Annotated in this window: 15 protein-coding genes; 12 read left to right on the top strand and 3 right to left on the bottom strand. The window is 54.9% G+C overall.

All coding sequences use genetic code 11. The features are described from left to right. Positions 1 to 34: 34 nt before the first annotated feature. The 3 genes from pheS to L0H14_RS00545 are packed head-to-tail and all read left to right on the top strand — an operon-like array spanning position 35 to position 3,805. Complete coding sequence (gene pheS, locus L0H14_RS00555) at positions 35 to 1,096, top strand: phenylalanine--tRNA ligase subunit alpha (protein ID WP_301421302.1); 1,062 nt, start codon at positions 35 to 37, stop codon at positions 1,094 to 1,096. Positions 1,097 to 1,103: 7 nt separating this feature from the next. Continuing rightward, positions 1,104 to 3,662, top strand: a complete 2,559-nt coding sequence (pheT, locus tag L0H14_RS00550; RefSeq protein ID WP_301421301.1) for a phenylalanine--tRNA ligase subunit beta — start codon at positions 1,104 to 1,106, stop codon at positions 3,660 to 3,662. Next, positions 3,659 to 3,805 carry a hypothetical protein gene (locus L0H14_RS00545; protein WP_301421299.1) on the top strand — a complete coding sequence of 49 codons (147 nt, stop codon included), beginning with the start codon at positions 3,659 to 3,661 and terminating at the stop codon, positions 3,803 to 3,805. Before pheT ends, L0H14_RS00545 begins: the two co-directional genes overlap by 4 nt. Positions 3,806 to 3,883: 78 nt before the next feature. On the opposite strand, the gene L0H14_RS00540 is transcribed toward L0H14_RS00545, so the two are convergent. After that, positions 3,884 to 4,879: a quinone oxidoreductase gene (locus L0H14_RS00540; RefSeq protein ID WP_301421298.1), complete on the bottom strand. Its 996-nt coding sequence runs from the start codon at positions 4,877 to 4,879 to the stop codon at positions 3,884 to 3,886. Between the two features lie 94 nt (positions 4,880 to 4,973). On the opposite strand from L0H14_RS00540, the gene argC reads away from it, so the two are divergent. The 6 genes from argC to L0H14_RS00510 are packed head-to-tail and all read left to right on the top strand — an operon-like array spanning position 4,974 to position 10,879. Further along, positions 4,974 to 6,005: an N-acetyl-gamma-glutamyl-phosphate reductase gene (gene argC, locus L0H14_RS00535; protein ID WP_301415982.1), complete on the top strand. Its 1,032-nt coding sequence runs from the start codon at positions 4,974 to 4,976 to the stop codon at positions 6,003 to 6,005. Continuing rightward, on the top strand, positions 6,002 to 7,153 hold the full coding sequence (argJ, locus tag L0H14_RS00530; protein ID WP_301415984.1) for a bifunctional glutamate N-acetyltransferase/amino-acid acetyltransferase ArgJ: 1,152 nt from the start codon (positions 6,002 to 6,004) through the stop codon (positions 7,151 to 7,153). Before argC ends, argJ begins: the two co-directional genes overlap by 4 nt. A gap of 9 nt (positions 7,154 to 7,162) precedes the next feature. Next, positions 7,163 to 8,071 carry an acetylglutamate kinase gene (gene argB / locus L0H14_RS00525; RefSeq protein ID WP_301415986.1) on the top strand — a complete coding sequence of 303 codons (909 nt, stop codon included), beginning with the start codon at positions 7,163 to 7,165 and terminating at the stop codon, positions 8,069 to 8,071. 8 nt (positions 8,072 to 8,079) lie between these two features. Further along, positions 8,080 to 9,339, top strand: a complete 1,260-nt coding sequence (locus L0H14_RS00520; RefSeq protein WP_301415988.1) for an acetylornithine transaminase — start codon at positions 8,080 to 8,082, stop codon at positions 9,337 to 9,339. Positions 9,340 to 9,365: 26 nt separating this feature from the next. After that, positions 9,366 to 10,364, top strand: coding sequence for an ornithine carbamoyltransferase (gene argF, locus L0H14_RS00515; RefSeq protein WP_301415990.1), 999 nt, complete (start codon positions 9,366 to 9,368; stop codon positions 10,362 to 10,364). A 2-nt stretch (positions 10,365 to 10,366) separates the two neighbouring features. After that, the gene (locus L0H14_RS00510) at positions 10,367 to 10,879 is read left to right on the top strand and encodes an arginine repressor (RefSeq protein WP_301421296.1); all 513 of its coding nucleotides are present in this window, start codon (positions 10,367 to 10,369) and stop codon (positions 10,877 to 10,879) included. An 81-nt stretch (positions 10,880 to 10,960) separates the two neighbouring features. Here L0H14_RS00510 and L0H14_RS00505 read toward each other — a convergent pair whose 3' ends face one another. Together L0H14_RS00505 and L0H14_RS00500 are read right to left on the bottom strand one after the other, a co-directional pair. Continuing rightward, positions 10,961 to 11,707 carry a hypothetical protein gene (locus tag L0H14_RS00505; protein ID WP_301415994.1) on the bottom strand — a complete coding sequence of 249 codons (747 nt, stop codon included), beginning with the start codon at positions 11,705 to 11,707 and terminating at the stop codon, positions 10,961 to 10,963. Between the two features lie 73 nt (positions 11,708 to 11,780). Next, positions 11,781 to 12,221, bottom strand: a complete 441-nt coding sequence (locus tag L0H14_RS00500; protein WP_301415996.1) for an ankyrin repeat domain-containing protein — start codon at positions 12,219 to 12,221, stop codon at positions 11,781 to 11,783. A gap of 257 nt (positions 12,222 to 12,478) precedes the next feature. Here L0H14_RS00500 and argH point away from each other — a divergent pair, with 257 nt between their 5' ends. From argH to tyrS, 3 genes are all read left to right on the top strand, one after another. After that, positions 12,479 to 13,927, top strand: a complete 1,449-nt coding sequence (gene argH, locus L0H14_RS00495) for an argininosuccinate lyase (RefSeq protein WP_301415998.1) — start codon at positions 12,479 to 12,481, stop codon at positions 13,925 to 13,927. Between the two features lie 71 nt (positions 13,928 to 13,998). Beyond that, on the top strand, positions 13,999 to 16,275 hold the full coding sequence (locus L0H14_RS00490; RefSeq protein ID WP_301416000.1) for an ATP-binding domain-containing protein: 2,277 nt from the start codon (positions 13,999 to 14,001) through the stop codon (positions 16,273 to 16,275). A 47-nt stretch (positions 16,276 to 16,322) separates the two neighbouring features. Continuing rightward, entirely contained in the window at positions 16,323 to 17,648 is a 1,326-nt protein-coding gene (gene tyrS / locus L0H14_RS00485; RefSeq protein WP_301416001.1) for a tyrosine--tRNA ligase, read from the top strand. Positions 17,649 to 17,828 lie beyond the last annotated feature (180 nt).

Genomic DNA, 17,828 nt, shown 5'->3' with positions numbered 1-17,828 from the left:
ATACTTGGTTTAAGAACTAAAGGCGTGTACCCATATGACCGATACTTCAAACTTCCTACCGGAGGTTTCACCGGCCGATGATGCGGCTGTTAACGAGGCTGTAGAAGCGGCCGTCGAGGCGTTTGAGCAAGCCAATGATCTGGACGAGCTCAAAGCAGCACGAATTGCCCACACCGGTGATAATGCACCACTGACACTTGCGAACCGGTTGATCGGCAAACTTGATAAGACAGAAAAAGCCGGTGCCGGCAAACGGATGGGCCAAGCCCGCGGCAAGATCAATAAAGCGCTCACCGCACGAGAAGAGCAATTGCAAGCGGAATACGAAGCTCGCATGCTCGTGGAAGAAACCGTCGATGTGACCACCGCTGTGCGCCGTCGTCGTCATGGCGCTCGCCATCCGCTGGAGCTCTTGCAAGAGCGTGCCTCCGATATTTTTGTCGGCATGGGCTGGGAAATCGCCGAAGGCCCAGAACTGGAATCTGAATGGTATAACTTCGACGCGTTGAATTTTGAACCCGACCATCCAGCAAGAGAAATGCAGGACACCTTCTTTGTAGAACCGGCTGATTCTCATCTGTTATTGCGGACCCACACCTCGCCGGTGCAAATCCGTGCGATGTTGGAGCGCGGTGCGCCAACCTATATTTTGGTCCCGGGTAAAACCTTTCGTACCGACGAACTCGATGCCACCCACACGCCGGTATTCCATCAGTTCGAAGGTCTGGCCGTTGACAAAGGCCTGACCATGGCCGACCTACGAGGCACGTTGGAATACTTCGCGACCTCCATGTTTGGTTCCGACGCAGCCATTCGGTTGCGTCCCAACTTCTTCCCGTTCACGGAACCTTCGGCTGAACTTGACGTCTGGTACCCGAATGCCAAAGGCGGCCCACAATGGGTCGAATGGGGTGGCTGCGGTATGGTACACCCGCAAGTATTGCGCGCTGCAGGCATTGACCCGAATATATATTCTGGTTTTGCGTTTGGCATGGGTGTAGAACGAACGCTGATGTTCCGCAACGGTGTGACCGATATGCACGACATGATAGAAGGCGACGTACGTTTCTCGTCGCAATTTGGAATGGAGATATAGTCCCAGCATGCGTATCCCGTTATCTTGGTTGCGCGAGTACACGCAACTGCCAGCCGATGCCACCGCCGAAGATCTGATGGCGGATCTGGTCACAGTTGGTCTAGAAGAAGAAGATGTCCACGGGTTTGACCTGACCGGCCCCATCGTGGTGGGGAAAGTGTTAGAAAAAACCCCCGAGGAACACTCCAACGGTAAGACCATCAACTGGACACAGGTCCAAGTTGTTCCTGATGGTGCCTCGCAGCAACTTGAGGGCAAAGGTATTGAACCATCAGGTGTGCAAGGAGTGGTGTGCGGGGCACATAACTTCGAAGTCGGCGATAAAGTCATTGTTGCGCTGCCCGGTGCAGTCCTACCTGGAAACTTTTCGATTTCGGTTCGAAAGACCTACGGTCATACCTCTGCCGGGATGATCGCTTCGGAAGCCGAACTCGGCCTGGGTGAGGGCCACGACGGTATCGTAGTGCTCTCCGATTGGGGGCTCGATCCGGAGTTAGGAACTGACGTTCGGGAGCTGTTGCACCTCGATGATGAAGCAGCAGAGATCAACGTTACTCCGGACCGCGGTTATGTGCTTTCCATGCGCGGAGTAGCCCGCGAATACGGGCTGGCTACCGGCACAGAGTTCACAGATCCAGCCGAAGCTATCGAGATAGCCAAGCCAAACGAAAACGGGTGGCCGGTCCGAATCGAGGACCAGGCACCTATTCATGGGGCTCCTGGCGCTTCTCGGTTTGTGGCACGCAAGGTAGATAATCTAGATCCAACAGCTCCGACGCCGCGATGGATGGTCTCGCGCCTACGCTTGGCCGGCATCCGCCCATTGAGCTTACCGGTAGACATCTCGAACTACGTCATGCTGGAGCTGGGCCAACCACTGCACTTTTACGATGCAGAAGAACTCACCGGGCCTATCGTGGTGCGCCGTGCAACCGCAGACGAAACCATCGAGACGCTCGACGGCAAGACGCGAAAACTGCACACCGAAGATTTACTCATCACCGATGACTCCGGAGCGATCGGTATGGCCGGCGTGATGGGTGGGCTTGCCACCGAAGTTGGAGGCACAACCACATCGATTCTGATTGAATCGGCAAACTTTGACCCGATTTCAATTTCACGAACCCAACGTCGTCACAGGTTGCCGTCCGAAGCCTCAAAGCGCAACACCCGAGGTGTGGACTGGCACGTCGCCGATAAGGCAGCACAGCGCGCAGCCGAACTTCTGGTGGAACTGGCCGGGGGCACCATTGATGCGGGCGTGACCGACGTCGGTGAGGCTCCCGAAGTCAAACCGGTTCGTCTCCGTGCTGACTATCCGTCCAAAGTGGTGGGCTACAACTACACCGAAGAGCAGATCAATCAGGTGCTGCTGCAGCTGGGCGCCTACGTGACCCAGCAACGGGATGATAGTGACGGGACCACTATTTTCGACGTCACCCCGCCATCCTGGCGGATCGATTTAGAGATTGCTGAAGATTTGGTGGAGGAAGTTGCTCGCTTGGTGGGGTATTCGCATATTCCAGCCACTTTGCCGGTGCCACCTCCAGGCCGCGGTTTGACCAAACGCCAACGGACACGCCGTCAAGTGTCCAACGCTTTGGCCGCTGCTGGGCTTGTCGAGACCCTGTCGTATCCGTTTGTTACGGCCGAACAAAATAAGACGTTTGGCACCGCTGACGAGGCTGCAGGACAAGCGCAACGTATGGTCAAGCTGGCCAATCCAATGTCATCCGAATTCGGCTGGTTGCGCACCACTATCCTGCCGGGACTGTTAGAGACTTTGCGCCGCAACGTCTCGCGAGGGTTCCGTGATGTGGCCCTTTACGAATCCGGTCTGGTATTTCTTCCGGGTGAGCGGATTGGCTCATCCCAGATCCCACCGTTGGGGGCTCGACCAACCGATGATGTTCTGGCCGATATCGAGGCCGGGATACCAGAGCAACCACACCGGATCGCAGCGGTCTTCGCCGGCCATGACTCTCATCCAGGGCCCGATCACACGCCACGGATGTATGACTGGCAAGACCCGATTGCTGCCGCGTTAGACATCGCTGATGTCGTCGGCGCCGAACTGACCGTACGCCAGGGTAGGCACCAGGCTTTCCATCCGGGTCGCAATGCCGAGTTCGTCGTTGCCGGACACGTAATCGGTCATGCGGGTGAATTGCTACCCAAGCTCATCGATGCTTGGGACCTGCCGGTACGGACCGCAGCATTGGAACTTGACCTGGACGCGCTCATCGCCGCAGGGCCCGACGTCGTTGAAGCCACGCCGGTCATCGGTTATCCTGCCACGTACCAGGATGTCGCGCTGGTGGTAGACGCAGCTGTTGTTGCCGCAGATGTGCAAGATACTCTGCGTACAGCAGCAGGGGAGCTGTTGGAGGACATCAGCCTCTTTGACGTCTATACCGGAACAGGCATTGCAGACCATAAGAAATCCTTGGCATTCAATCTGCGCTTCCGCGCGGCCGATCGTACTTTGACGGCAGATGAAGCCTCTGAAGCACGCCTGGCTGCCATCGACGCAGCAGAAGCAGAACACGGAGCAGTATTACGGTGACACAACCTTGGGAACTCAACAACCCGGTCCCGGAAAACCACTATGACCGGTCACGAAGACGCCGCAAGCAGTTTGCCACCACACTGGTCGCGCTCCTAGTGGTCGTCGGATTGGTCGGTACCACCGTGCTGGCGATGTTCTAGGAGCACGTTGTGAAATAATTGCACCCGTTGGAATGAAATCCAACGGGTGCAATGCGTTAAGCGCCTTATTTTGGGACGTTATGGAATGAGGACGGTCTTGCCAGTGGTCGCGCGAGACTCCAAAGCACGGTGGGCCTCAGCGGCATTAGAAAGATCAAAGCGCTGGTCCACACTAAGCTTCAGGGCACCTTCCGCCAGCCAACCGAAGATTTCTCCTGCTCGCCAGGAGATTTCGTCAGCGGTCCTCGTGTAGTGCGCGAGACTCGGGCGAGTTGTAAATAGTGCGCCCTCCGCGTTAAGGCGTTGTAGATCCAAGGGCGGAACCGGGCCAGAAGCTGCACCAAACAGGATAGCCATACCGCGGACTCGTACCGAAGACAATGACGTATCAAATGTGTCAGCCCCCACGGCGTCAAAGGCGACATCTACGCCCACCCCTTCGGTGACTTCTTGTAACTTGTCGCCAAAGGAATCATAGTCAAAGACATCATCTGCGCCTGCTTCTAAGGCGATCTTGCGCTTCGCGTCAGTCGACACCACGGTGTAGACGTTGGCGCCCAAATGTTTGCACATCTGGGTCAGCAGTTGACCGACTCCACCGGCACCAGCGGTCAGAAAAACGTTGTGCCCTTCCGACACTTCAAACGTGGAACGACAGAGGTAGTGAGCGGTCATGCCCTGCAGAGGGATGGCCGCGGCATCGACCAGGTCGATAGAAGTGGGGACCGATAACAGCTTATTCGCTGGTGCCACAAAGAATTCAGCATACGTTGCGGTGGCAGAGGCGGTCGCTACGCGGTCGCCGACCGCAATGTTTTCCACGCCATCACCCAATGCCACGACGGTTCCCGAGGCTTCGCTGCCGGGAATGAACGGATACTCGACGTCGTAGAGACCGGAACGTTGATACGTTTCAATGAAGTTCAAACCGGTGGCAGCGGTCTCAATCAATACTTGGCCTGACCGCGGTGTTGGCACCGAGGTCTCACGCCACTCGAAATTCTCGGGTCCGCCGGCATCAGTCACGACGGCAGCGTGCATAGTTTCAGGAAGTTCAACAGGATTTTGCGTCATATTGCTACGCTACATTCCACGAGGGTGCATCGCCAGAGCTGCACTCCTGCATAATTATTAGAGATACTGCATAAGATAGTGTTAGGGTGGTTTCATGACTCTTCGTGTAGCTGTTTCAGGAGCCAGTGGCTATGCCGGTGGCGAGGTTCTTCGCCTATTGGCCTCGCACCCGGAAGTAGAGATTGGCTCGATTACCGCCCATTCCAACGCCGGCCAAAAACTCGGCGGACTCCAACCCCATTTGCATGCACTGGCTGACCGTGTTCTCGAACCCACCGAAGTCGAAGTGCTGCGAGGTCATGACGTTGTGTTCCTGGCGTTGCCACACGGTGCATCGGCAGACATTGCCGCGGAGCTTTCCGACGACACCCTCGTGATCGACGCCGGCGCAGATCACCGCTTGGAATCAACGCCAATGTGGGAAAAGTTTTACGGCTCACCACACGCTGGCACCTGGCCCTATGGGCTTCCAGAACTGCCGGGACGCCGCGAAAAATTGGTAGGCGCTCAACGCATCGCTGTTCCCGGCTGCTATCCAACCGGGTCGCTGCTTGGTCTTGCGCCTGGTTTTGACGCCGGTGTCTTGGAAGCGGACGATGTCGTAATTGTGGCCGCATCAGGTACTTCCGGCGCCGGAAAATCTCTGAAACCACACCTGCTTGGTTCCGAAGCCATGGGCAGTATGAGTCCCTACGGCGTTGGCGGCATGCACCGCCACACTCCGGAAATCATCCAGGGCTTGTCTTGGGCAGCTGGTGAAGAGATCAGCTTGTCCTTCACGCCAACCCTGGCACCAATGCCACGCGGTATTTTGACTACGGCCACCGCAAAATTCAAACCAGGTGTGTCCGTTCCAGAAATCCGCGCTGCCTGGGAAAATGCCTACCAGGATGAGCAGTTCGTGCACCTGCTCCCGGAAGGCCAGTGGCCATCCACCAAATCTGTTTTGGGGTCGAACCACGTGGTCATGCAGCTGGCCGTCGACGAATCGTCCGGCCGTGTGGTCGTGGTCGTCGCCGTCGATAACTTGACCAAAGGCACCGCCGGAGGCGCGATTCAGTCCATGAACATCGCCCTTGGCTTCCCAGAAGAAACTGGACTCACAGCACAAGGAGTAGCCCCGTGAGTATTACCCAACCAGCAGGTTTTTCAGCCTCCGGAGTCGCAGCCGGGATCAAAGATTCCGGTGGACTTGATGTAGCACTGGTCGTCAATAACGGGCCGCGGTTTGACGCCGCAGGTGTGTTTACCACCAACCGGATTTCTGCAGCACCAGTCCGTTGGTCTCAAGCAGCAATTGAAAACGGACAGGCTCGTGCGGTCGTACTGAATTCTGGTGGCGCTAATGCCTGTACAGGTACACCGGGGGATGAAGATGCTGCTGCTATGGCAGCACAGACTGCTGCAGCCTTAGAACTGTCTGCAGACGACGTTCTGATCTGCTCCACCGGGTTGATTGGTGAGCGTCTGCCCATGGATAGCATGGCATCGGGCATCCAGCTGGCTGCCGAGGCGCTGAGCATCGATGGCTCCGAAAATGCTGCCAAAGCGATCATGACCACCGACACCGTGCATAAAGTCGCCTTGGCCAAAGGTAGCGGCTATTCAGTGGGTGGCATGACCAAGGGCGCAGGGATGATCGCACCGGGCATGGCCACTATGCTCGCGGTAGTCACGACCGATGCCGTTGTCGATGCCACGATTGCTCAACAGCTGCTGAGTGAAGCGGTGCGCACCACATTCAACCGTGCCGATTCAGACGGCTGCATGTCGACCAATGACACCGTCATTCTTCTGGCATCGGGCGCTTCCGGCACGTCCCCCGATACGGCTGAGCTCCAAGAACGTATTCGCGAAGTCTGTGCGTCGTTGGCTCGTCAAATTATTGGGGATGCCGAGGGGTCGACTCGAGATATTGCCGTGACCGTCCACGGTGCCGCAACCGAGCAAGAGGGCGAAGATGTTGCTCGGACCGTGACACGTTCAAACCTGTTCAAAACCGCGATGTTCGGCAAAGACCCCAACTGGGGCCGCATTATCTCAGCCGTCGGCACGACTGACGCGGCATTTGATCCCACCACCATTGATGTGGCGGTCAACGATGTCATGGTGTGCCGTAACGCTGGTATCGGTGAAGATCGTAATCTGGTGAACTTTGATAATCGCGAAGTCACCGTCGACATCTATCTAAAAGCCGGCGAGCACGACGTGACAGTTTGGACCAATGATCTGTCCTATGACTACATCCGCGAAAACGCCGAATACTCCTCGTAGAAGAGCCACATGACTACTACACCACGTGATATGTCCAGGGCTGCCGACAAGGCCGCCGTCCTCATCGAAGCCCTGCCCTGGATTCAAAAATTTTCCGGAACCACCATGGTGATCAAATACGGTGGCAACGCTATGGTATCGGATGAGCTTCGCGCAGCGTTTGTGGAAGATATGGTGTTCTTACACCACTGCGGTATCCATCCGGTGGTTGTCCACGGGGGCGGCCCCCAAATTAACGCCATGTTAGACAAACTCGAGATTCAATCCGAATTTCGCGGAGGTCTTCGGGTTACCACTGAAGAAACCATGGAAGTCGTTCGCATGGTATTGACCGGCCAGGTTGGTCGCCAGCTCGTTGGACTGATCAACTCCCATGGCACCTACGCTGTCGGAATGTCGGGTGAAGACGCCGATCTGTTCGTTGCACACCGCACTGAACACGTGGTCAACGGTGAAGCCATAGATCTTGGACTGGTTGGTGACGTCGTCAAAGTCAATGCCGGAGCGATCACCGATTTGATCGACAACGGACGCATCCCGGTGGTCTCCTCCGTAGCGCCTGAATTCGACGCCGACACCGGGCAACCAACGGGGCAGGTCCTCAACGTCAACGCCGACACCGCTGCGGCAGAACTCGCCGGAGCGCTTGGGGCGGCAAAACTCGTGGTGCTGACCGACGTCGAAGGACTCTATGGAGAGTGGCCGGACCCAGCATCACTGATCACATCGATCAGCGCTGACGAACTTCGCGGCATGCTTGGTGACCTTGAATCAGGGATGATCCCTAAGATGCGGGCATGCCTGTCAGCCGTGGAAGCCGGTGTGCCCCAGGCCCACATAGTCGACGGACGTCAGCCACATTCCATGCTGTTAGAAATCTTTACGACCGCCGGTGTCGGTACCCAAGTCACACCATAGGAGCCCACTTGTCACAGAACTTATTGGACCGTTATCTACGGACCATGACCAACATGTTCGGTACCCCTGCCCGTGCCCTCGTTAAAGGCGACGGTGTTTATGTTTGGGACGCTGACGGCAAGCAGTATACGGACTTCTTAGCAGGTATCGCCGTAAACGCATTGGGCCACGCCCATCCTGCGCTTGTGGAGGCCCTGACTGAACAGGCGCAAACCCTGGGGCATATCTCTAACCTGTTCACCTCATTGCCGCAGGTAGCACTGGCTGAACGGCTTACCGCACTCGCCGGCGCCGATGAGGGTGCGTGCTTCTTTGCTAATTCCGGTACCGAAGCTAATGAGGCGGCTTTCAAATTAGCTCGGCGTTACGGGCATTCAACCGGTGGTACACGAGGTAAGATCATCGCCTTAGAAAACGCGTTTCACGGCCGCACCATGGGTGCTTTGGCGTTGACCTGGAAACCTCAGTACCGTGAACCATTTGCACCTTTGCCGGGCGGGGTGACATTTGTGCCGGCCGGAGACTTTGCTGCACTGCAAGCCGAGCTCGATGACACCGTGGCGGCTGTGGTGATCGAACCGGTACAGGGTGAAGCTGGCGTTCGTAATTTCCCTGCGGGATATCTTGCTCAGGTGCGTCAGGCGTGTGATGACCACGGTGCACTGCTAATTTTTGACGAAATTCAATCTGGTATCGGACGCACCGGTACGTGGTTCGGGTTCCAGAACGCCGAACTGACAGGAACGGAAGAACCTGTTGTTCCGGACGCTATGACATTGGCCAAAGGCTTGGGCGGTGGCATGCCGATTGGCGCCATGGTTACGTTCGGCCGTGACGTTTCAGACCTCTTTACAGCTGGCCAGCACGGTACAACCTTTGGTGGCAACCCACTGGCAACCGCCACTGCTCTGGCAGTGCTAGACACCATAGAATCTGAACGCATCTTGGATAATGTACGTGAAGTTGGAAGTTATCTTGCCCAACAGCTCAGGGTACTACCAGGCGTCAAAGCTGTTCGAGCTTATGGCTTGTGGCAGGGCATCGAACTTGATACGGAAACGCTGCTAGCCCAAGGTCAGAAACTTCCGGAAGGCGGACTCGCACCAAAAGTCGTGGCTAAAGCACTCGAGTATGGCTACATCATTAACGCCACCGGGGAATCAACTCTTCGGCTGGCCCCACCGCTGATCATCACCCAGGAACAGGTTGAACCGCTACTGTCAGATTTGCCAGATATTCTTGCTGAAACTGTAGCTGAAGCGAATTAGTGGACCAGAATACAAGGAGCGGCCCCATGCCAACGACACCACGCCATTTTCTGGTTGATACCGACCTGACTCCCGCCGAGCAGGCCGAAGTACTCGATCTCGCTGAGATGATGAAGGCACAGCGGTATCAATTCAAACCACTGGCCGGACCACAAACCGGGATCGTCATGTTTGACAAGACCTCGACCCGTACACGAATTTCTTTTGCTGCTGGACTCACAGAGCTTGGTGGTAGTCCACTGATTATCAACCCCGGTGAATCTCAACTCGGGCATAAAGAATCCATCTATGATTCGGCCAAAGTTTTTGAACGCATGGTTTCCGTCGTCATTTGGCGGACCTATGCCCAGTCCGGGATCGAAGAACTGGCCGCGAACTCATCCATTCCCGTAGTTAACGCGCTGACAGATGATTACCATCCGTGCCAGGTATTGGCCGATCTGCAGACCGTACGAGAACACCGTGGAACAACCCAGGGACTCGTGATGACCTATCTCGGTGACGCCGCTAACAATATGGCGAATTCCTATCTTCTCGGCGGTGCGACCGCCGGCATGCATGTACGGATCGCCGGGCCCGAAGGCTACTTGCCGGACGAGGCTATCGTGGCAGCAGCCAAAGCGCGTGCCCAAGAAACCGGAGGCTCCATTACGGTGACTACGGATGCGGACAAAGCTCTGGAGGCTGCTGATGTCGTCGTTACTGACACGTGGATCTCTATGGGTCAAGAAGACCAAACTGAACAACGGTTGAAGCTGTTTGAAGCGTACTCAGTGGACAGCGCTGCCATGGCTAAAGCTGCCAATGATGCCATATTTTTGCACTGCTTGCCCGCCTACCGCGAATACGAAGTCTCAGCTGAAGTTATTGACGGGCCACAATCGAGAGTCTTTGACGAAGCAGAAAACCGGCTCCACGCGCAGAAAGCTCTCATCGCATGGTTGCTGTACGCGTCCGGGTTGGCGGAAATTCCAAAAGATCTGGTTCTACCGCATGCAGTAGCCTCCCGAGCTCAAGTGCAGTAATCATGATCACTCCGATGACCAAGGCCGCTCGACAACATGAAATCCGGACGGTGCTCAGTGTCGAACACATCCGTTCTCAAGCTGAATTAGCAGATGCGCTCCAACGGCGGGGCGTTTCGGTCACGCAGGGCACACTGTCACGCGACTTAGTTGATATCGGTGCTACCAGAATACGCACCGATACGGGGCAGACCGTCTACCATGTGCCACCGGAAGGTATAGATGGGGTAGCTGGTGTGGTCTTACAGACTTCCGAAGCTACAGAAGCTCGGCTTTCATCCCTGTGTAGAGACTTGTTGTTATCAGCCGAAGGCTCCGCGAATATTGCAGTGCTCCGGACACCTCCGGGAGCAGCACAGTTTTTGGCGTCGGCAATCGACCACGCAAGATTGCCGAGCGTTTTGGGCAGTATCGCAGGTGACGACTCCATAATGGTGGTGACCCGTCTTGCAGACGGAGGCCCGGGAGTTGCGTCGGAGTTCATTAGCTATGCGGAGCAGGAACCACGTTCGTAAGACAGATGCGACAAAGCGCTCGGACAAATACTATTGTTCGAGCGCTTTGTGCTGTTCGTACGTCCAAAACCACGTCTAGGCCTAGAACTCCCAGTCGAGATCGGCAATCTCATCCTCAGGTGGGGCTTCTACTGGTTCCACAGCATCGTAGTCACCATAGGTATGGGTGGCTGTGTTTTCGCCGGAACTGGCTTCCACTTGCACTAGTTCAGATGAATCTTGTGAGAAATAAAAAGCGACAGTGTCGGCGCCTGGATAGAGTTCGGTTTCCGTCTCGCCCGTGGCAGGGACGGTATATTTATAGACCGCTTGATCATCCAGTTCAGTTTCTTCGACTTCTACTGCTTCCAGGTCTTCTTCGGTCAGCCCCTCGGTTAAAGCAAAGGTCCTGTCTGACAGTCCTTCGAATTCGTCGGTAAACTGTTCAATATCAGCTACTTCAGACTCCGGAGTCTGAATCCACTGACCTTCTTCGATACCTTCGGCATTAAACATTGCCTGCATATCTTCATCATTGAACGTCATTCGGATAAACGTAGATTCTTCATCTACGACCAAAATTTCCATGTCGAGATCCGCCGTGTTGGCGTTGATGGCGAAGTTCGCCTGAGCGGTCTGCCCGGAGAATTCCATTGAATTCAGGTCATCCTCATGGACCCCATCGGGATCTGAGAGCGTGTAGGTGAGCGATTCTGCTTCTTCCATGGATTGTTGAGCGGAATCAGAAATTTCGGTGAGTTCTGGGGCGCCGCCACCGCAAGCGGTAAGCGTCCAGGCGGAGACGACTCCGAGTCCTGTTAGCGAAAGCCATCGGGTTGGTCGTGTCATCGTTCTATTCAAAAGAGCTCCTCAGATGTGATGTGAAATGCGGTGCGGGGACGTTATACATTGCACAGTTACATTATTTATGTTCTTCAAATGGGTCCGTTGCGGGATGGTTCTCATAGGCTGCTAGGAATTCGCCCATGTTTTCCAATCCCATCGCTGTAATTGTTGCGCGAGCTGACTGCGGACCGTGATCAGGATCAGCACCTGCGTTGAGCAGGGCTGTCGATATCTCCTCATTTTGCATGAAGATCGAACTCGTCAACGCTGACTGTCCACGACTGTTCAATGCGTTGACATCGGCCTGACGCTCTATGAGTGTGTCAACCACTGCAGCTTGTTCACGGTATGCCGCCAAAATCAAAAAGGTGTCGCCGTTGTGATTCGTGAGATTCACCGGTATACCTTGATCGATAGCAGACGACAGGGCTTGTGTTTTACCTTCGCGGGCGAAATCAAACAACGAATTGAGAAATTCAATCTGTTCGTCTGAGAGTTCTGGTTCTTTATCAGTCATATAGGTAGTTTAGACAATTTCTAGCAGCCACATGGGCTCAAGGCTGCAACTTGGACCCTGCGGCTGAAAACTGTGGCTACATGATCCGGCTCTGTGGATTTCGCAATCGGTCGAGTCGTCTACTTGAGCCTTCTATTTGCTATCGCAAGAAGCCTCAAAGCTCTATTTCGTGCTCTTGGTGGTCGGAGGTCATTTGGTTGATGGATTTTTGATAGTTTTGAAGCTAGGACTTACCGTAGAAGAAGAGGTTGCAATACATGGCTGACAGTCAATCGCATGGCACGAACGAGGGGTCACTTTGGGGCGGCAGATTCTCAGACGGCCCTGCTGACTCCCTAGCGGCACTGAGCAAATCTACGGATTTCGACTGGAGGCTAGCTCGCTACGATATTGCGGGTTCTCGTGCCCACGCTCGTGTCTTAAACCGCTCAGGTTTGCTTACCGAAGCTGAGCTCACCGATATGATCAGCGCTCTAGATCAACTCGAACGTGATGTGCTCGACGGAACATATGTCGCGGCAGAATCAGACGAGGATGTCCACGGATCACTAGAACGTGGACTATTAGAACGTGCAGGAGAGAGTCTGGGCGGCAAACTCCGTGCCGGGCGTTCACGTAACGACCAGATCGCCACAATGGGTCGGATGTTCTTGCGTGATCACGCAAGAAACGTTGCAGAATTACTCGTTGAAGTCGTCGACGCGCTTATTGCACAAGCTGAGGCACATCCTTTCGCACCGATGCCTGGACGCACACACTTGCAGCACGCACAACCAGTATTGCTATCCCACCACTTATTGGCCCACGGTTGGGCTTTTCTCCGCGACCTGCAGCGTTTTGTCGACTGGGACCGCCGAGCCGCAGTGAGCCCTTACGGTTCTGGTGCGCTTGCGGGATCGTCACTCGGGCTCGATCCGGTGCCGGTTGCGCATGATCTTGGCTTCGATTATGCCGTGTGGAATTCGATTGACGGTACTGCCTCACGTGATGTCTTTGCGGAATTTGCTTGGATTGCCTCGATGATTGGCGTCAACCTATCGCGCATCTCAGAAGAGATTATCTTTTGGGCAACAAAAGAGGTCAACTTCGTGACCCTGCACGATGCCTACTCAACGGGATCGTCAATTATGCCCCAGAAGAAGAACCCAGACGTTGCTGAATTGGCACGTGGCAAATCAGGTCGACTCATCGGTGATTTTACCGGCCTCATGACCACCCTCAAGGCGCTTCCGCTGGCATATAACCGTGATCTGCAAGAGGACAAGGAACCGGTCTTCGACGCTGCTGACACACTCGAATTGTTATTGCCAGCTTTTGCAGGTCAAATTTCCACCCTGAAATTTAATACCGAACGTATGGCTGAGCTCGCGCCTGAGGGCTTCGCACTGGCTACGGACATTGCAGAATGGTTGGTGCGTCAAGGAGTTCCGTTCCGCGTCGCACACGAGCTAGCTGGCGAAGCGGTTCAGGTAGCCGAATCCCGTGGTGTAGAACTTTGGGATCTTACCGACGAGGAATACGCCGGTATATCGAAACACCTCACTCCAGCAGTGCGTTCAGTGCTTACCACCGAGGGGTCGCTCAATTCGCGATCATCTCAGGGCGGCACCGGACCGGAGGCAGTAGAGCAGCAGTTGGCAGAATTTAAGCGGCAGTTGGCTGAAATTCGTGAGTTTGCCGCCACAAATCCTACCGGCCTACGCTAAACGACCATTAGACTTAGTGGTCGAAGTTAGCTAAGTGCTAGCGCTGCGGTGCTAGCAGTAAAGGAGCCTTGGTGACTGACCAACAAGGGTCAACCGATACCACTTCGTGGTATGAACAAGAATTGGCAACAGAGCGCGGATATGTAGCCAAACTCTATGAGCGTTTAGATGGACTGCGTGATGAAAAACAGGAACAACTGAAACGAATCCAAGCTCAGGGGCTGCAAGGATCATTTCAGAACCAGTCCGAGCGAGATTCGTTTGCCAGTCTCTACCAAGACCGCATCAACCAGCTCAACGCTGTAGACGACCGGTTAGTGTTCGGTCGCCTTGATACAGAAGACGACGTCCGCCGTCATATTGGTCGAATTGGCCTGTCCGATGATGAGCGTGCACGCCTTCTAGTTGACTGGCGTGCTCCTGAAGCAGCACCGTTTTATCAAGCCACGGCTGCCAAGTCGCAGGGTGTAGCGCGGCGTCGTCACATCATGATGACCGGACGCGACGTCGAGTCGTTCGAAGATGACGTACTCAATACCGGCGATGCCAGCGAAGCATCTCAGACGCTTCTGTCCGCGGTGAGTGCCCCCCGAACCGGTCTGATGGGTGACATCGTCGCCACTATTCAACGAGAACAAGACGAAATCATCCGTGACGAAATGCGCGGGGTGCTTGTCGTGCAGGGCGGGCCGGGTACTGGTAAAACCGCAGTTGCCCTCCATCGAGCCGCCTACCTGCTGTATACACACCGTGAACGGCTCGCGAAAAACGGAGTCCTCCTCGTCGGCCCATCTGAAGCGTTCATGAACTACATCGACCAAGTCCTTCCGTCGCTAGGGGAGACCGGGGTGGTCATGAGCTCGGTAGGCAATCTATATCCCGGTATTGAAGCTGCACCAGAGCTTGACCGGAGCGCGGCTGAAATCAAGGGACGCTCCCTGATGACCGAGGTCCTGGCTAATGCCGTAAGTCTCCGCCAACGTTCCATTCCGGAAACCACATGGGTCCACGTCGACGGCGTTGACCTACGCGTGCGCCCGATACAAATTCGCCGGGCAATCGGGCATGCTCGGACATCTGAACGGCCACATAACCAAGCTCGTGAAGTCTTTGTTGATCACATGGTGCGGACGTTATATGACCAGTTGCGCGATATTGTAAGCCCAAAACGTGAAGACGGCCTCGTGAATAAAGCTGACCGGTCATATCTTCGTCAAGAAATCCGGCAGTCTCGCGATGTACGGCGCCTACTGAACATGTGTTGGAAACCATTGACACCCACCGGGGTAGTCAGCGAACTGTTGTCCCAGCCGAAGTACCTGGTCGATGCGGCGCCAATGTTGACTACGACGGAAATACTAACGCTGCTCAGACAACCCGGTACGCCATTCACCGAGGCTGATATTCCGTTGGTTGATGAGACTGCGGAACTCGTGGGGGAGCTCGTGGGGGACACTACCGAGGCGGAACAATCATTGAGCCAGCGCAATGTCGATACCGCTGAAGCGGCACTGGACAATATGTACTATGCACTGGAGGATATTGGCGTCGATGGTGTCGTGACGGCGGAGATGCTTGCGGCTGCTCAAGAACCTGAGACTACGTGGGCTTCGGTTGCGGACCGTGCAAAAGCCGATCGCACCTGGACGTATGGGCATGTCATTGTCGATGAAGCTCAGGAACTAACCTACATGCAGTGGCGGATGCTCTTTCGTCGGTCGCCGTTGCGCTCCTTCACCATTGTCGGCGACCTTGCCCAGGCATCCTGGGCTGACGCCAGTACAGACTGGGCGTCAGTGCTACAGCCATTCGCCGGACAGAACTGGAGACTTTCAGAACTGACGGTGAACTACAGAACCCCAGAACGAATTACCGACGTCGCTACCCGTGTAGCGACACAGGCAGGTCGACCGGTTACGACTCCTACCGCGTTGCGACAAGGTGACTACGATCCTGAACTCATTCGAGCGACTGACGAAGATCATCATGAGATACTTCTGCAAGCCGTGCAATTACAGTTGGAGCGGCAACCCGGAGGGCTCATCGGCGTTATCGTGACCGCGGAACAGTATGTCGATGCGTATCAGCAACTCGAAAGCGCCTATCCGAAAAGAGTCTGGACTGGGGTCGGACGGCGTCGTCAACGAGATATAGCGTTGGTAACTCCGCAACAGGCAAAGGGTCTGGAGTATGACGCGGTGATTATCTCCGAACCACAAAATGTGGTTGCTGCGGCTAACGGATCCGTTGGGGATCTTTATGTGGCTATGACACGAGCCACCCAGAGTCTCACCATGATCACGACGGCTAGCGATGAAGACTTGCCCGCAGGCCTGAACGACATATAAGCCGAAATTTTTATCGAACGATAACAGGAACTGGTAGTTTGATCAGCATGAATAATGAAGAGTTTTTGAGTCGACAAACAAATGATCCTTCTTTCGAGAACATTTGGCAGGAAATGCAGTGGCGTGGCCTCATTCAGGTCTCGACTGATGAAGCCAAACTTGAAGAAGCCCTATCGGGGGACCCAATAAACTACTATTGCGGTTTCGATCCAACGGCTGCATCCTTGCACCTTGGTCATCTCGTACAGCTTTTGGTCCTGCGTCGCCTGCAACTAGCCGGTCATCACCCCGTAGCATTGGTTGGCGGCGCAACCGGACTGATTGGCGATCCGCGTCAAACAAGTGAACGTAGCCTCAATACTCGTGACACGGTTGAAGGTTGGGTCGATTCACTCCGGTCGCAAATTGAGCATTACCTATCCTTTGATGGTGACAATGGAGCCACGATGGTGAATAACCTGGACTGGACCGGTGGGTTGTCGGCTCTGGATTTCCTCCGTGACATTGGTAAGCACTTCCGGGTGGGCACTATGGTTCGTAAAGAAATTGTGGCCTCGCGGCTGGACTCTGATGAGGGCATCTCCTATACCGAGTTTTCCTACCAGGTGTTGCAGGGCATGGACTTTATGGAGCTGTACCGTCGCCACAACGTCACCTTACAAACAGGTGGTTCAGACCAATGGGGCAACCTCACTTCGGGTACTGAACTTGTGCGTAAGGTCGAGGGCGAACACGTACACGCAATCGGCACCCCGCTGATTACGAATGCTGATGGGACGAAGTTCGGCAAATCCGAAGGGAACGCAATCTGGTTAAACCCCGAGATGTGTTCGCCGTACACTTTTTATCAATTCTGGCTCAATACAGCTGATGCCGACGTTGTGGAACGGCTCAAAGTATTCACGTTCCTCAGTCGTGCTGAAATTGCGGAATACGAGCAGAAGGTCGTCGATGAACCCTTCCGCCGTGAAGCGCAGCGTCGTCTGGCATGGGAAGTGACTTCATTAGTTCATGGAGAAGACCAAACCCAACGTGCTATTGATGCATCGGCTGCCCTCTTTGGCCGTGGTGATCTTGAATCCATTGATGTGACAACACTGCATGCTGCAGGTGCAGAACTTCCATCAGCTGAACAAAGTGACCTTGGCGAGCGGATGACAATCATCGATCTCTTAGTTGCGACTGGACTGGAAAAATCGAAGTCTTCAGCACGTCGCACAGTCGGCGACGGTGGAGCATATCTGAACAACACCAAAATCGAAGACCCAGAACACATCTTCACCGCAACAGACGCTCTGCACAATAAATACTTTGTTGTACGACGCGGGCGCCGCAATCTCGGGTTCATCGACTTAGATTCAGCAAGTAACTGAGATATAGGTCTCGAATAAAGACTATTTAGCCAAAATTTCATCATAATACTTCCATGATCGGCGGATTCGTGCGGAACTACACCCCAGTTCCCATCGGATCCGCCGATTTTGCGTTCCGAAACAACCTGTGTATAGTTATCTCTCGTGCCCAGGGCGGAACGGTGACGTGAAGCGCTGAGA

The sequence above is a fragment of the Yaniella sp. genome, assembly GCF_030453185.1.
In the GTDB taxonomy this organism is placed as follows: domain Bacteria; phylum Actinomycetota; class Actinomycetes; order Actinomycetales; family Micrococcaceae; genus Yaniella.
The sequence above is the reverse complement of the archived record's forward strand: the minus strand, read 5'-3'. Positions and strand labels throughout refer to the sequence as shown.

Excerpts from the sequence above, each read along its gene's own strand:
- pheS (WP_301421302.1), top strand. The coding sequence starts at position 35 with ATGACCGATACTTCAAACTTCCTACCGGAGGTTTCACCGGCCGATGAT.
- pheT (WP_301421301.1), top strand. The coding sequence starts at position 1,104 with ATGCGTATCCCGTTATCTTGGTTGCGCGAGTACACGCAACTGCCAGCC.
- L0H14_RS00540 (WP_301421298.1), bottom strand. The coding sequence starts at position 4,879 with ATGACGCAAAATCCTGTTGAACTTCCTGAAACTATGCACGCTGCCGTC.
- argC (WP_301415982.1), top strand. The coding sequence starts at position 4,974 with ATGACTCTTCGTGTAGCTGTTTCAGGAGCCAGTGGCTATGCCGGTGGC.
- argB (WP_301415986.1), top strand. The coding sequence starts at position 7,163 with ATGACTACTACACCACGTGATATGTCCAGGGCTGCCGACAAGGCCGCC.
- argF (WP_301415990.1), top strand. The coding sequence starts at position 9,366 with ATGCCAACGACACCACGCCATTTTCTGGTTGATACCGACCTGACTCCC.
- L0H14_RS00510 (WP_301421296.1), top strand. The coding sequence starts at position 10,367 with ATGATCACTCCGATGACCAAGGCCGCTCGACAACATGAAATCCGGACG.
- L0H14_RS00505 (WP_301415994.1), bottom strand. The coding sequence starts at position 11,707 with ATGACACGACCAACCCGATGGCTTTCGCTAACAGGACTCGGAGTCGTC.
- L0H14_RS00500 (WP_301415996.1), bottom strand. The coding sequence starts at position 12,221 with ATGACTGATAAAGAACCAGAACTCTCAGACGAACAGATTGAATTTCTC.
- argH (WP_301415998.1), top strand. The coding sequence starts at position 12,479 with ATGGCTGACAGTCAATCGCATGGCACGAACGAGGGGTCACTTTGGGGC.
- tyrS (WP_301416001.1), top strand. The coding sequence starts at position 16,323 with ATGAATAATGAAGAGTTTTTGAGTCGACAAACAAATGATCCTTCTTTC.